This is a genomic window from Methylocystis sp. WRRC1 (assembly GCF_020733155.1).
Taxonomy (GTDB): domain Bacteria; phylum Pseudomonadota; class Alphaproteobacteria; order Rhizobiales; family Beijerinckiaceae; genus Methylocystis.
The window spans coordinates 3,347,683-3,361,787 of sequence record NZ_JAJFZJ010000001.1 but is presented as its reverse complement, the minus strand read 5'-3'; the positions used below and the strand labels follow the sequence as shown (position 1 = coordinate 3,361,787).

Below are 14,105 nucleotides of genomic sequence, written 5' to 3'. Positions count from 1 at the left end.
GCGGCGCAGCAGTTGGCTCCCCTCGGGCCTGTTATACCCTGACTCATTGGAAATACGCAGAAATGAGTCGCCCGCAGGCCGATCATGGATTCGTCCATAGAGCTTGATTTGCGCTGGCTATCTTTCGCCCGAGGGCGAAAGATAGGGACGGGCCCGGACGTGCGGCTTGCGAAGCCCATCGCCAAAACATGAGGGCTGACCAACTCGGCCCTAAAAGCCAGCGCATAAAAAAGGCCGCTCCGAGAGTGTCGGGCGGCCTAAGTGCTCTCCAAAATGGACAAAGGAAACATTGGAGAGATCCTTAAGATATCGGACGCCGTTCTATCGGTTTCCATAAGTGAAAATACGGAGGCGAGTAGGCCGGGGATAGATTTTTGAGCAGGGACAGCGACGCCGGGATGGCCAGCAATAACCGGATCAGCGCGATCATCTCGCCAGCTCAACCGACTTCGTCGCCACATCAGCGCGGATGAGGTTTTCGACACACACAGGTCACTCGCGTGGGGCGTCGTCTTCCTCTTCCCACCCGCAGATTCGCATTAACTTGATAACATCCTGCTCGATGGTATCGGCCAAGGCATATTCGAGATGTTTTTGCCGCTCCTCGGCAGCCGATAGCGCTCGGCCTTCATAGGCAAGCGCAGCGCCTCTGTGGAATCGTAACAGTACGCGACGCATCGCCCAAGCGGTTTCCCTGTCCATTCGGAGTTCAATGCAACGCTTACGTTCCAGCGCCGTCATTTTCTGTTCCTCCTCCCCGCGAATGCCTGCTTGCCGCAGCGCAAGGCGTGCGCGGCTGGGCGGCGATAAACCGCATCCACTTCTCGACAGCGCCATGTTACGTAATCTTCGGGCGGAGGCCAGCGGCCAGAGGGGAAGACCATGAAAACAATGTGCAACTGGTTTTTCTGGGGTTTCCTAGCGCTAGCGTGCTTAAGTCATTCGGAATTGGCTCTTGCGGAGTTTTCACAGTGTGCATGGCCAATTGAGTTGTCGCCCGAAGGGTATGGCAATGTTGTAGCTCCAGACGACCAAGCGCGCTATTGGCTCATGCCCTTCGATAAGAATTATCGGACCATGAGAATCGAGGGCTCCTATCCTAATGCCCGCTATTTTTCTTTCGTCGTTTATAGTGGCAAAGAAAAGGGGGAGCCCGTTTCCGTCGCCGGGCATAAATACGACGACATACTAACGCCTGATGCTGGCAACGCCAGTACCTATACCCTCTGCGTTGCGCGCGGCAATGCAAAGTGCCCGAAAGGTGTCCCGAACACCATCACTCATGTCGACACAAACCCCGCGTGGGTCGCTCTACGAATATATGTGCCCAGCGCAGATAAAACTCTAAGCGGGCAGGCCCTGATGGGTGGACACCCGCTGCCGAAAATAACGCTTAATGAATCTCAAACCCTAGAAACATGTCCGCTGACGAAGGAAGCGCCCAAGCCCAATCCGCCGCCGCCAACATGGCCGTATTACTACGTTAAGTCGGTAAATAAACTCAACGATCTCCGCGCGTTTCTTGACTTGGTCTTCCCGCCGAAGTTAGACATCTATACACCGAGCGATTACTATGAGAGGGCGAGCAATCCACTTTGGTTCGCGGCGCCAAAGGAGCCGCCGATTCTGCTACTGCCGAATCCCGACAACAAATATATAGCCATGCAGCCGGGGCCGTACCAGCGAGGCCGCATTATCGTAATCCACGGCAAAGCTCCGAGTTTTCCCGACACATACTATGGCTCGCCGAAATCATCAGGGCGCTCACGAAACCCTGATGTGCGATATTGGTCGGTGTGCAATAATGATTTAGCTCTGCCAGTTCCGGCTGTCCGGTGCATGGACGATCAGGCGGCGGTTACTCAGGGCGGCTATTATACGGTCGTGATTTCAGATGATTTGCTTCGTCCGAACTGGCTAAAACCTGATGTTAATTGGCTGCCGTGGGGCGATGAACAATATCCCAAGCTTGTATTTTTTCGCAACCTCATTCCCAAGGTGGGAGAAGAGAATAAACCAGTCCCCTTCAAATTTGCGATCCAAAACGTTGTAGTCGGCTGTCCGAGTAACTGTGCGCATCCAGATGCCGTTATTGACTTTAATTTACCTTACGTTCCGCCCAGAGCAGCTTTCAATGCTGTGGGCCGCAACGTGCAGGCGATAATGGGTCATTATTACCCCGTCGCGGTTTGGTGCGACAAATCAACCTTTGAGCATGGAGGTTGGCAAGCTTGCATCAAGCGTCAATGAATCGAGCGTCAGAGAGTGTCGCGTCCTGGACGCCCGTCCTATCGCGCTCCGGATCGCCCGATAATATACCCTGACTCATTGGAAATGCGCAGAAATGAATTGCCTGCAGGCTGTGTGTGCCGAAAACTGAATCCGGACGTAATGTTGATGAAGTCCGCCGAGGACAGCGCATGATCTGATGACGCCAGTCCGGGAATGATCGTCGGGTGCGAAGTCCTTTGCTGAGATCTTCGACAAAGGATGTGGTTGGAAGGGAAGCGCCACAGAAGGCTTGGAGTCCCCGAACGATTTCACCCTTGGAAATCTGTAGTTGATCAAGCGCAAAAGGAATGGGTTTGAGCAACGTAAGATTTCGTTGCAGTGATGTACACGGAAGGGCGGGGAAGATGTGGCTTCGGATTTTAGCAATCTGCCTTCTGAGCTCGATGGCAATGTGTTTTTGGGCGATGGATTTAGCGGGAGCCGGCGAAAAACCGGAGAATAGTCCTGCTGGCGCACCTCAAGCATTCGTCGCCTGTACCGGATGGCATGCCCTATGTAGTGCATCGACCGACTGCAAAATGAGAGGAGACAAGGCATACTGCGACTGTTGGAGGGTCAATGAGACACACATCGTCGAAACAACTGAGATCCAGGATACCTCCGTCAAACGCCTGACCCAGGCCAGATGCACCGAAAAACATCCCTGTGATATAGGTGAAGCGCCCGTTTGTAAGACCATCAGCAATGGCCGGTATAAAGTCGGTAACGTCAATTACGAGTGGGTTTCTACCTTTTCTTATCGTGGTTGGTGTAGCCTTTTAAAGGTACAGCCAAAAGCGTGTGATCAACATGCCGAAGGATATAATGGGGACTTATATTGGGCGATTTGCGACGTTGCTCCGTGCATAAAGAAACGGAATCCCTCTGATCCAGATCGGCCCTTGAGCTGTCAATGTCGGGTTCAAAACACGCCGTTTTTGGGAACCAACGGCAGCTGCACGGGCGACAACGGTGGGATCATGTCAAGCTCTCCGCTTTCGTCATGGGATTTTAAGAACAATACCTACCGGATTCCTCTTCCCGGGATCGACTTTGTACAGAGCGCGTGTGCCCCGTTGCGGTCTGATCCATTTCCGCCGCGGTAGAACAATTAGATGCCGTAATGGCCTTGGCCTGAGCCTGATGGCGACGGACGGCGGCTTATCCCCCGTGTCATGTTGAACGGGTTTCTGGTTGAGGCCGGCCCCAAGCATATGGGTCGCAGGACAAGCCATGAAATATTATGCCGGAATCGATGTCTCTTTGGAACTATCGAGCGTCTGCGTCGTCGACGCAGCTGGGAAAATAATCACGGAGGCTAACGTCGAGAGCCGTCCCGAGGCCATCGTCGCCTTTTTACGCAAGCTGAGGCTTTCGATCGAGTGGATCGGTCTGGAGGCTGGGCCTCTTTCACAGTGGCTGCACGCCGGTCTGACCAAAGGCGGTTTCGAAGCGGTATTGCTCGATACCCGGCATGTGAAGGCGGCGCTTTCGGCGATGACGGTCAAAACGGATCGACGGGACGCGCGCGGCATCGCCCAGCTCCTTCGGATTGGCTGGTTTCGGCCAGTCCATTGCAAATCTCCAGGATCACAAGAAATCCGGGCTCTGCTCGTCGCGCGCAAACAATTGCTGGCAAAGCTGCTGGACGTGGAATTCAGCATACACGGCATTCTGCGCGGCTTCGGGCTGAAGATGGGCGTCGTGACGCGCAACGGTTTCGAGGCTCGCGTGCGCGAGCTGTGCGTCGGTCAAGCAATGTTGGAGCAGATCGTCGAGGCAATGCTCGCCGCGCGCGCCGCTATGTGGAAGGAGTATTCGAAGCTGCACAAGGCGATGCTGGTGATCGTGCGCCGGGACGAGATTTGCCGGCGGCTGATGAGCGTGCCTGGCGTTGGTCCGCTCGTGGCCATCACTTTCAAAACGGCGATCGACGACCCCGGGCGCATCCAAAAGTCCAAGGCAGTTGGGGCGTTGTTGGGGTTAACGCCGAGAAAATACCAGTCGGGAGAGACCGACGTGAAGGGCAGCGTCACTTGTGTCGGCGACGAGATGGCGCGGACCGCGCTCTATGAGGCGGCGAACGTCTTGTTGTCGCGGGTCACGCGTTTCTCGGCGCTGAAGCGCTGGGGAATGGATGTCGCCAAACGGCGCGGCATGAAGCGCGCCAAAGTCGCTCTGGCGCGCAAGCTCGGTATCGTCCTGCATCGGATATGGGTGGATGGGACGAGTTTCCGCTGGACCAAGGAGACGCCAACGGCGCCGCAACTCGCTCGCGCCTGACCAGAGCGGAGATTTGATGCGGGCTCGAACAATACGCCCGCTTCTTCCGAAGTTCCGTCGCCCGGACGATTGGAGCCGGTGAAGCCGCAGGATGGGCAGTGGCCAGATCTGATGGACCACGCTTCTTAGATAGGCTGACCGTCTTCTCTGATGGCATCATGTGGCGGCCAAGGCGTTGACCACGGACGGAAGCAAGACACCGGCGACGAAGACGAGGGAAACAGATCGCTGGCGCCGAGCGCCCGGGATTGGAGAAGTCGATACGAGGGACTTGACGCCGAACGGGCCACTACGGAAGCCTGTCCTATTCGCGCAGCCGACGAGCTTTGCTGAGTTTTTCCGCGGCATGATCGTGGACGCATAAGCGCTGTTACGGCCCCGCCTTCAAACGCGAGATGAAAGCGGCGAGTCTGATCTCCTGATTTGGAGATAAGGCTTGTGTCCAGACTTGATCCTTCGCTTGATCCGAACGGCTCCGGTTTACGGCGCATCGAGGTAATCACTGGAGCTGGCGGGCGGCGCCGGTGGTCTGAGGAAGAGAAGACGCTGGCGGTCCAAGAGTCGCAGGCTCCCGACGCGGTTGTCTCGCAGGTCGCGCGTCGACATGGCGCGACGCCACAGCAACTCTTCACCTGGCGAAGGGAGGTGCGCCGCAGGGCTGAGGCGGTGGGCGCGCCGGCATTTGTTCCGGCGATTGCCGAGAACAGCGCCGCCGCCGTGCGCGCGCCGACGCCTGCGCCGAAAGCGGCGGCCGCCGCGCCCGTCGTGGAGATCGAGATCGGCGAGACGCATGTGTGGATCTGGCGTGACGCGGACATCGGCATGGCGACGGCGATCCTGCGCGCGCTGCGAACCTAGCCGGGGGCGAAGTGATCGGCCCGACGGGCGCGGTGCGCGTGATGGTGGCGACAAAGCCGGTCGACTTCCGCAAGGGCGCGGAGGGTCTCGCGGCGCTGGTGCGCGAGACGATTCATTGCGATCCCTTCGACGGCGGGATCTACGTCTTTCGCGCCAGGCGCGCCGACCGCATCAAGCTGGTCTTCTGGGACGGCGCGGGCGTGCGCCTCTTCGCCAAGCGGCTGGAGGACGGCGAGTTCCGCTGGCCCAAGATCGAAGACGGAGTCATGCGTCTGTCGGCGGCGCAATTTTCGGTGCTGCTGGAGGGACTCGACTGGCGACGCGTCCTGTGCCTATCGGAAATCAAATCCGAGTGTAATGGTGATGAAATCCGCCGACCCTTTGTCTGAGCATGATGCGTCCGACTGCCTGAATGGCGCGCGGCATGGGTGCATCTTTGTTCAATGAGAGGTGAGTCCGCGCATCATTGTAATACTCCATGTAAGAAAGAAGCACGTGGCGCAGATGCCGCTCGCCGAACACGACGACATGATCAAAACATTCCCGTAGGATCGAGCCGATCAGCTGTTCCGCACAGCCCTTCTGCCAACGCGAGCGCGGCGCGGTTGGGCGGTCACGAATGCCCATCGCCCGAAGGCGGCGTTTGAAGATCTCGCCATAGGCGCCGTCGCGGTCGCGAATGAGATATCTCGGCGCGGGATCCCAGCCGCAGGCCTCAGTGAGTTGCCGGGCCAGCCATTCGGCGGTCGGATGCGCCGTCACGCCGAGCCATAGCAGCCGCCGTCGGCCGTGGCGTAAAATCAGCAGGCCATACAGTAACTTGAAGGAGACTGTCGGAACCACGAACAGGTCCATCGACGCAACGCCGTCGGCGTGGTTGCGGAGAAAGGTCTTCCAGCCTTGGGAAGGAGGCCTGCGGCGTTTCGCCATGTACTTGGCCACCGAAATTTGGCCAATATCGACGCCGAGCTTGAGCAATTCTCCATGGATCCTCGGCGCTCCCCACAGCGGGTTAGCCAGGCTCATGTCGCGGATCAGTTGCCGGATTTCCAGCGCCACTTTTCGCCTGCCGCTGCGAGGTCGCGACTTCCACCGCCAGAACAAACGAAAACCGGCGCGACGCTAACGAATAACCGTCTCGGGCTTTACGATCGCCAAGACGTCGACAATCCTCGGCGCATTTTGATACAGCCCAGCAAAAATCGACGATCGACGATGCTGAACGCCAGTCGCCTCGCCGATTTTCTGCGCAGGACGTTGAGTTGCTGGCGCAGCGCGACGATCTCCGCTTCGAGTGACGCTCTGGATCGGAACAGGTCGAGGATCGTCCACCAGACCAGCTTGAACACGTCCGCCATGAGACGAAGCATGCCCCAACTTTCAGCCGCATTTCAGTCGGATTGAATTTGCGGTAGGCACAGCCACGTGAAAAGCAAATTGGCGTTCAGGTCATAGCGCCGCGCCACCTCCGCTACCGACGCGCCATCTTTAAAGCTCTCCGCAACAATGCGGCGCTTCTCTTCCTTCTTCCAGTAACGCCGCCGCCGCTCACCGACCGCGGATCCGCAATAATTTTCTTCAGCCATTTGGGATAGCGTCCATCATCTATAGTGGACACGATCCGCGCGCCACCGCACGAGACTTTCGCTGACCCCAAACCCAGCCGCCAGACGGCCTACGGTGGAGCGTTACACTGTTGCCGCAGGCGTCGGCACAAAGAAAACGCCCTTGCCCGGCAAAGACCAAGGACGTTTCATGTCGTTCGGAGTAGAATTAGCGTTAGATATTAGAGCCGCGGGCCCAGCATCGCTCTGACTTGCGCGCTCCCGATCTCGATTGGCGGGATCGTCCTCCCAAGACAATTGCTCAGTGCGGACGCCGCGCCGCTCGTCAAAGTGAGCGAAACGTCGTCGATCGTCATCTGCAGGTCGTTGATCCGCGGCGCTTGCGTAAGCCTTAGATTGAACAACGGCACGCGGCCGACCAGGTTTGAATCGCAGGTCACGAGGCCGGATAGCTGGCCCGTTTTGCTGTCAATGATGAACGACGTGATCGACGCCCGATTCCTGACCGTTGCCAGAGACAGGCCGCCCGAGTGATCCAATACGGCAAATACGGGAGAGGGATCGACCGCTCCGGTCGTAATAGGAAATGCGGCCGTCAGCGCGCCTGATCGCGAAATGAGAGCGCCCGGACCAACCGCCGAAGGGAAAATGCGCAGGCTCCCCAGAGCGTTTATAAAGGCCGGAGCCAATTTCACAAAAGTCGCGCCTCCCAAAACGTAACGTGTCTCTTGAGTGCGGGCGTCAGTGCGGGCCTCCGGAGTCGCCGGTTCTTGCGCGAGTAGCTCGGCCGGCTGAAATGTTAGCGTTAGCGTCGCCGTCAGTAATACGGATCCCAAGATTTTTGAGACTTTCATCACTTATGTCCTCCTGCCTTGCGGACGAATTTGCCCATCGGTGTGCGCGGACGACATTTTAAATGGAGCGAAACGCGAAGCGAGGTGCCTCGCCCGCTCGCCAAAGAGCAGGCATTGGTCGCCAATCAGCGTCATGGAAGCGTCAAACACGCTTTCATCCCACATTCGCCGGATGGCCAGCGGTTTTGAACCTGTTCCGACCCGACTGACTGTTTCCGGCAAGCGATCTGTGTGCGCCGAAAATTACATCCGGGCGTAATCGTGATGAAGTCCGCCGAGGATCGCGCGAGATTTGACGGCTCCAATCCGCTGAACGGCGCGAGAGTGCGACCGAGACACCCAAGATCTCATCGCGGATTTTGCGCCTCAAAATCGAGTGGACTTCGGCGGCGTAGTACGCATTGCTGTCGACATCAGGCGGCCGAGCCAGAGCCGCCGATGACAGGGCTCGCCTCGCGGATTGCGGGGCTTTGGTCGGTGCGAGCGTCAATCATGGCGCCGCATCAACGGAGCCCAAGATCATGCCGACAGCCACCACAGCCACCATCGACCCCGCCACAACGGCCAAACGCAAGGCAGCAGCCCGAGGCGCGACCGGCGAGAAGCCGAAAGCGCCGCAACAAATGAGAGCGGCGGCCGCCGGCGAAGATCTGAAGCCGACCGAATCGCAACATGAGCAGCGCGTCACCAAGCGGGAACGGGTGCTCACGCTACTGAGCTGACCCGAGGGCGCCAGCATCGAAGAGATGATGCAGGCGACCAACTGGCAACAGCACAGCGTGCGCGGCTTCCTTGCCGGCACGGTGAAGAAAAAGCTCGGCTTCTCGCTGACCAGTTCGATAGCGGCCGGCGATGTCCGCCGCTACCGCATCAAGGCGCGCCGCGGACGCTGACATGAACAAGGCGTCGATCGATGTCGCAGCGGAGCTCGCCCGGCTCTCGGCGTTGACGATCTTCGAACTGCGCGGCGAGTGGCGCAGACTGCATCGAGCCTCGCCGCCGATGCGGCTGTCCCGCGATCTGTTGATGCGGGGAATCACCTACAAATTTCAGGAGAGGCCGCTCGGCGGCCTCTCCAGGTCGAACATCCGCCAGCTGCAACGCCTCAACATCGGGGACTCCCTCGCCGAGGCGCGAAAGGCCGCCCCGCCGATTTCCCTGAAACCCGGCACGCGGCTGGTGCGCGAATGGCGCGGCGTCACCCACAGCGTGCTGATCCATGCCGACGGCGTCGAATGGAACGGCAAGCGCTATTCCTCCCTCACAATTGTCGCCCGGGAGATCACCGGGGCCCATTGGTCGGGGCCCCGCTTCTTCGGCTTGCGGAAAAGCGCAGCCCGCTCTGTCGAGCGCACGGAGGATGGGAATGCGCAAGCCTGATCGTCCGAACTCCGGCGCGATTGTTCACTGCGCGATCTACACCCGCAAATCGTCCGACGAGGGTCTCGAGCAGGAGTTCAATTCTCTCGACGCCCAGCGCGAGGCTTGCGAAGCCTATATCGTCAGCCAGCGTCATGCCGGCTGGATGGCGCTGCCCGACATGTATGACGATGGCGGATTGTCCGGCGGCACGATGGAGCGGCCCGCCTTGCAGCGCCTGCTGGCCGACGTCAAAGCCGGCAAGGTCCAGATCATCGTCGTCTACAAGGTCGACCGGCTGACGCGATCGTTGGCGGACTTTGCCAAGATCGTCGACATTCTCGACGCCCACAGCGCCTCTTTCGTCTCGGTGACGCAGCAGTTCAACACCATCACCTCGATGGGAGGGCTGACGCTCAACATGCTGCTCTCCTTCGCCCAGTTCGAGCGCGAGATCGCCGGCGAGCGCATTCGCGACAAGATCGCCGCGTCGAAGGCCAAGGGCATGTGGATGGGCAGCAATGTCCCGCTCGGTTATGACGTCAGAGACCGCAAGCTGATGGTCAACACGGCCGAGGCGGCGACGGTGCGGATGATCTTCCAGCGCTGTGCCGAACTGGGGACAGTCGCGCTGCCGAAAGCGGAGCTCGACCGCGTCGGCATCGCGAGCAAGCGACGGGAGGGCGCCGCCGAGATGCGCAAGGCCGCGTAAGAGCGACTCGCACCTTCTCGAAGAGGGGCTGCCTCAAATCGTGGTCCGATCGCTGAAGTCGCTCTTTTGTTCTTTTCCATGTCGCGGTCATGTCGCGTGGAGTCGCCGCGATTTTTTGGAAGTCATTGGAAATCAATCGTTTGGATTGCAAGGAAATGCAACATGAAAAGGGCTCTTTTCGCCCCCTCCTAGGCCGGAAATGTCAATGAAATCAAGTGGCTGGGGGACCTGGATTCGAACCAAGATTAACGGAGTCAGAGTCCGCTGTTCTACCGTTGAACTATCCCCCAACGCGCGATGCTGGCGACGGGGCGCTGCTTCGCTCGTGAGCGAGAGGTGTCTAGTAAGCGCCGCGGGCGCTGTCAACCGTTTGACGCGCTTCTATCGACGACTTGTGCAGCCCGGCGAGGGGAGAGAGCGGACGAATCCCGTCCGTGGCGCGGAAAACGCCTTGCGGGACGGGCGGCGTTCCGGCATGAAAGAAAGTTAAAACGCGAACAGGGTCGCGGAAGCGGCGTGATGCGCGACTCAACGGATTACTGCGGGAGCATTGCCTTGGCAGGGACCGAACGGCCCACACATACAGGGCCGGGTCTGGATGCGAGAGACTGCGGCGGCGGTCCGGGGGCGATGACGCTCGCCGCGCCCACAATGGTCGCGCGCCCCCTCTCCTCCTGGAGCCAGCACACCTACGCCGCGCTCGATCTCGGCACCAACAATTGCCGCCTGCTGATCGCGCGGCCGGACAGGCGTCCCCGCCGGCGCAACGGCGATTTCCTGCGGGTCATCGACGCCTTCTCGCGCATCGTGCGTCTCGGCGAAGGGCTCGGCCGCGCCGGCCGGATCAGCGAGGAGGCCATCGAGCGCACCATCGCCGCGCTGGAAATCTGCCGCGACAAAATGGAGGCGCGCGGCGTCACCAGGGCTCGGCTCGTCGCGACCCAGGCCTGCCGCGGCGCCGAAAACGGCGATGAATTCGTCGAGCGCGTGCGCGAGCGGACGGGTCTCGAACTCGAAATCATCGACCGGGAAACCGAAGCGCGCTTCGCCGCGCGGGGCTGCGGGTCGCTTGCCGATCCCCACGCCGAGAGCGTGCTGCTGTTCGACATCGGCGGCGGCTCGACTGAACTCGTCTGGCTGACCCGCCCGCCGCACCGCCCCGACGCGCGCGGCCTGCACAGCTGGACGTCGCTCGAACTCGGCGTGGTGACGCTGGCCGAGCATTTCGGCGGCAAGAGCGTCGACGCCGCGACCTTCGCCGCCATGAAAAGTCACGCGCAGGAGGCTCTGGCGCATTTCGTCGAGGCGACCACTGGGGTGCGGCGCTGCTCGCGCTTCCACCTGCTCGGCACCTCCGGCACCGTCACGACCCTCGCGGGCGTCCATCTTGGTCTCGAGCGCTACGACCGCTGGCGCGTCGACGGTCTGTGGATGAGCGACGAGGACGCGACGCGGGCTATCGAGCGGCTGCGCGACATGGATTTCGAGCAGCGCGTGGCGAACGGCTGCATCGGCCCCCAGCGTGCGGACCTCGTTCTCGCCGGCTGCGCGATCTTCGAAGCGATCCGCGAGATGTTTCCGGCGAGTCGCACCCGCATCGCCGACCGCGGCCTGCGGGAAGGGATGCTGCTCGAACTGATGGAAGCTGACGGAGCGCTCGCCCGCGCCTGATCGACTGCTGCGCCCTCGACGTCGGGGCGCGCAGTCGGCAGAATGGCTACGCGCGCGATTCGGATTCCGGCTGCGCGCGCTTTCTCTTGCGACCGGCTCAATGACCGACGAACTGAACGCACCTCTCGGAAGCGGCGCTTCCCGACCGAAGCCGGCCGTCGCGAAACCGCGGCGCGCTTTTGGCGCGGCGGCGGGCGGCCTCGTCGCCATCGGGGCGCTCGCCCTTTATCTTGCGCCCCGCGACCCCTACGGCGGCGAACCCCACGCCGTCGCCCGCATCGAGCCTGCGAAGGCCCCGGAGCCCGCGCCGCCGCTCCCGCCCGTCGCCGCCGCCGTGGAGCCCGCCCCGCCGCCAGCCGGCCGCGAACAGATTTCCACCGTCAGTGAATTCGAGCAACTCTCGGGCGTGAAGGTGACGCGCAGCGGCGCCTCGGAGGGCGGAACCGCCCGCATCATCCGGATCGAGCCGCCGTCCGGCGTCAGGCTGACGCCGGCGCCGGACCGCCGCGTCGTCGAAAAGGGCCGTTACGGGCTGCTGCCGAAGATCGGCGCGGACGGCGCACGGCCTATGGACGTCTATGCGCGGCCCTTCGTCACGGCGCCGTCGCTGAAAGCCGATGCGCCGCGCATCGCGCTGGTCATCGGCGGCCTCGGGCTGAACGCCGCCACCTCGGCCGACGCGATCGACCAGTTGCCCGAGGGCGTCACCCTCGCCTTCGCGCCCTATGGGGCGGAGCTCGACCGTCTCGTCGCTTCCGCCCGCGCGCGCGGTCACGAGGCGCTGTTGCAGGCGCCGATGGAGCCCTTCGACTATCCGCAGAACAACCCCGGCCCGCATACGCTCGTCACCGGCGCGCCGGACGGCGGAGCCGACGATCTCCAGTGGCTGATGAGTCGCTTTTCGGGCTACGCCGGCGTCATGAACTATCTTGGCGGCCGCTATACGGCCGATGAGCAGGCGCTGTCCGGCGCCCTCGCGGAGATCGCGCAGCGCGGCCTTTTCTTTCTCGACGACGGCGCCGCGCCGCAGTCCCTCATAACGGCTCTCGCGCCGAAATTCTCGCTTCCGCACGCGAAGGTCGACGTGGTGATCGACGCGCGAAACACGCCGCAATCCATCGACGCGGCGTTGGCGCAACTCGAAACCCAGGCGCGCGACAAGGGCGTCGCCATCGGTTTCGCCAACGCCGTGCCCGCGACGATTTCCCGCGTCGCCCGCTTCGCCCGCGATCTCGAACGACGCGGCATTGCGCTCGCTCCTGTTTCGGCTGCGCTCGCGCCCAGGGGCGCCTCTGGCGGCACGGCTGCGGACGCCGGCCGGGGCGCACGCCGATGAGCGGACCGAAGCCCCATTACCGCCCCTGCGTCGGCGTGGCGCTGCTCAACGCGCAGGGCCTCGTCTTCATCGGCCGGCGGCGCGGCAAGGGAACGTTCGACGTCGTCGCCCCGCCCTTTCTGTGGCAGATGCCGCAGGGCGGCATCGACGAGGGCGAGACGCCCTATGAAGCTGCGCTGCGCGAACTCCATGAAGAGACCAATGTGTCGAGCGTGGAGCTGATCGCCGAGGCGCCGCGCTGGCTGAGCTATGACCTGCCGCCGGAGGCCAACAAGCGCTGGACCGGCAAATATCTCGGCCAGACGCAACGCTGGTTCGCGCTGCGCTTCACCGGCGACGAGAGCGAGATCGACATTCATTATCCCGGCGGAGGCAAACACAAGCCGGAATTCGACGAATGGCGCTGGGAGAAACTCTCGCGCCTGCCAGAACTGATCGTGCCGTTCAAGCGTCCCGTCTATATGGAAGTCCTGAGAGAGTTCGCGCGCTACGCCAAGGCATGACGTTTTTGCTCACGCGCGCAGCGCTGATTCCGGATCAGCGCAAAAGGCGGTGAAAAGCTCGACGAAGCGTCCGATGTGATAGCCGTCGACGAGCGCGTGATTGGACTGCAAGCCGAGCGGGACTTTCGCTTTCGACCCTTCCTCATAGACCTTTCCGACGCTGAAGATCGGAATGGACGCATTGTGTCGCGAATAGGGATGATGAATTGACGTAAAACTGAACCACGGCACGTTGGTGATGAAAATCTGACACTGCCGCTCCGGCGCGTCGCTCTGGTCCAGCCCCCTCTTCGCCCGCTCGATCCGATCGATATTGACCGCGTAATCCGTCGTGAAGCAGCCGCTGTAAACGCCCTTGGCGAAATTCAGGACGTTTTCATGGTCCAGCACCGTGAAAGAAGGCAGCACCTTGTCGAACTCCACCAGAATCTCGTCCTCGATCCTGTGCCTGAGTTCGGGAATCTCATTCGCCGCCCTGGTCAGCAGAAAGCTGAGGGTGACGAAGAAACGTAGTCCTTGCGCCGAGACATGGCGCCGGAGCCGCGTGATGTCGATCTGCACGGTTCTCGAGTTCACCGGCACATCGAAGGCGCGAAAGTAATCGTAATGCCTCCGGCGCGGATAGGTCGCAAGATCGATCGCTCTGCAAACCGGCGGCTCTTCATGTCGCCCCGACATGGTTCATTTCCTCTC

At 61.1% G+C, this 14,105-nt stretch carries 15 protein-coding genes, 1 tRNA gene and 2 pseudogenes; 11 read left to right on the top strand and 7 right to left on the bottom strand.

The features are described 5' to 3' along the window. Positions 1–492: 492 nt before the first annotated feature. Positions 493–741 carry a hypothetical protein gene (locus LG047_RS16525; RefSeq protein ID WP_227967843.1) on the bottom strand — a complete coding sequence of 83 codons (249 nt, stop codon included), beginning with the start codon at positions 739–741 and terminating at the stop codon, positions 493–495. A 141-nt stretch (positions 742–882) separates the two neighbouring features. Here LG047_RS16525 and LG047_RS16520 point away from each other — a divergent pair, with 141 nt between their 5' ends. The 4 genes from LG047_RS16520 (at position 883) to tnpB (ending at position 5,801) form a co-directional block, all read left to right on the top strand. Continuing rightward, entirely contained in the window at positions 883–2,250 is a 1,368-nt protein-coding gene (locus LG047_RS16520) for a hypothetical protein (RefSeq protein ID WP_227967842.1), read from the top strand. A 1,254-nt stretch (positions 2,251–3,504) separates the two neighbouring features. Continuing rightward, a complete protein-coding gene (locus LG047_RS16515; protein ID WP_227967838.1) occupies positions 3,505–4,554 on the top strand; it encodes an IS110 family transposase in 1,050 nt (349 codons plus the stop codon). 438 nt (positions 4,555–4,992) lie between these two features. After that, positions 4,993–5,412 carry a transposase gene (locus LG047_RS16510; protein WP_227967837.1) on the top strand — a complete coding sequence of 140 codons (420 nt, stop codon included), beginning with the start codon at positions 4,993–4,995 and terminating at the stop codon, positions 5,410–5,412. Between the two features lie 11 nt (positions 5,413–5,423). Further along, a complete protein-coding gene (gene tnpB, locus LG047_RS16505; protein WP_227967836.1) occupies positions 5,424–5,801 on the top strand; it encodes an IS66 family insertion sequence element accessory protein TnpB in 378 nt (125 codons plus the stop codon). Here tnpB and LG047_RS16500 read toward each other — a convergent pair. The 4 genes from LG047_RS16500 to LG047_RS16485 form a co-directional block, all read right to left on the bottom strand. After that, positions 5,755–6,471 (bottom strand): integrase core domain-containing protein, encoded by a 717-nt coding sequence (locus tag LG047_RS16500; RefSeq protein WP_227967834.1) that lies wholly within the window; start codon positions 6,469–6,471, stop codon positions 5,755–5,757. The genes tnpB and LG047_RS16500 overlap by 47 nt on opposite strands. Positions 6,472–6,557: 86 nt before the next feature. Then, positions 6,558–6,770: a hypothetical protein gene (locus LG047_RS16495; RefSeq protein ID WP_227967833.1), complete on the bottom strand. Its 213-nt coding sequence runs from the start codon at positions 6,768–6,770 to the stop codon at positions 6,558–6,560. 33 nt (positions 6,771–6,803) lie between these two features. Then, on the bottom strand, positions 6,804–6,998 hold the full coding sequence (locus LG047_RS16490) for a transposase (protein ID WP_227967831.1): 195 nt from the start codon (positions 6,996–6,998) through the stop codon (positions 6,804–6,806). 200 nt (positions 6,999–7,198) lie between these two features. Next, positions 7,199–7,831 carry a hypothetical protein gene (locus LG047_RS16485; RefSeq protein ID WP_227967829.1) on the bottom strand — a complete coding sequence of 211 codons (633 nt, stop codon included), beginning with the start codon at positions 7,829–7,831 and terminating at the stop codon, positions 7,199–7,201. Between the two features lie 521 nt (positions 7,832–8,352). On the opposite strand from LG047_RS16485, the gene LG047_RS16480 reads away from it, so the two are divergent. From LG047_RS16480 to LG047_RS16465, 4 genes and pseudogenes are all read left to right on the top strand, one after another. After that, entirely contained in the window at positions 8,353–8,553 is a 201-nt protein-coding gene (locus LG047_RS16480; protein ID WP_227967827.1) for a hypothetical protein, read from the top strand. Between the two features lie 12 nt (positions 8,554–8,565). Then, positions 8,566–8,724, top strand: a pseudogene (locus LG047_RS16475) (DUF3489 domain-containing protein); the annotation flags it as partial. Position 8,725: 1 nt separating this feature from the next. Further along, the gene (locus LG047_RS16470; RefSeq protein WP_227967825.1) at positions 8,726–9,211 is read left to right on the top strand and encodes a DUF2924 domain-containing protein; all 486 of its coding nucleotides are present in this window, start codon (positions 8,726–8,728) and stop codon (positions 9,209–9,211) included. Further along, positions 9,198–9,875: pseudogene (locus tag LG047_RS16465) on the top strand (recombinase family protein); the annotation flags it as partial. The gene LG047_RS16470 and the pseudogene LG047_RS16465, both read left to right, overlap by 14 nt. 243 nt (positions 9,876–10,118) lie before the next feature. Here LG047_RS16465 and LG047_RS16460 read toward each other — a convergent pair. Beyond that, positions 10,119–10,192: transfer RNA gene (locus LG047_RS16460), tRNA-Gln, on the bottom strand. A gap of 340 nt (positions 10,193–10,532) precedes the next feature. On the opposite strand from LG047_RS16460, the gene LG047_RS16455 reads away from it, so the two are divergent. The 3 genes from LG047_RS16455 to LG047_RS16445 all read left to right on the top strand — a co-directional run bounded on the left by LG047_RS16455 (position 10,533) and on the right by LG047_RS16445 (position 13,412). Beyond that, complete coding sequence (locus tag LG047_RS16455) at positions 10,533–11,573, top strand: Ppx/GppA phosphatase family protein (protein ID WP_227967823.1); 1,041 nt, start codon at positions 10,533–10,535, stop codon at positions 11,571–11,573. A gap of 100 nt (positions 11,574–11,673) precedes the next feature. Continuing rightward, the gene (locus LG047_RS16450; protein ID WP_227967822.1) at positions 11,674–12,909 is read left to right on the top strand and encodes a divergent polysaccharide deacetylase family protein; all 1,236 of its coding nucleotides are present in this window, start codon (positions 11,674–11,676) and stop codon (positions 12,907–12,909) included. Continuing rightward, the gene (locus tag LG047_RS16445; RefSeq protein ID WP_227967821.1) at positions 12,906–13,412 is read left to right on the top strand and encodes an RNA pyrophosphohydrolase; all 507 of its coding nucleotides are present in this window, start codon (positions 12,906–12,908) and stop codon (positions 13,410–13,412) included. The genes LG047_RS16450 and LG047_RS16445 overlap by 4 nt, the downstream gene beginning before the upstream one ends. Positions 13,413–13,421: 9 nt before the next feature. Here LG047_RS16445 and LG047_RS16440 read toward each other — a convergent pair whose 3' ends face one another. Beyond that, a complete protein-coding gene (locus LG047_RS16440) occupies positions 13,422–14,090 on the bottom strand; it encodes a CatA-like O-acetyltransferase (RefSeq protein WP_227967820.1) in 669 nt (222 codons plus the stop codon). Positions 14,091–14,105 lie beyond the last annotated feature (15 nt).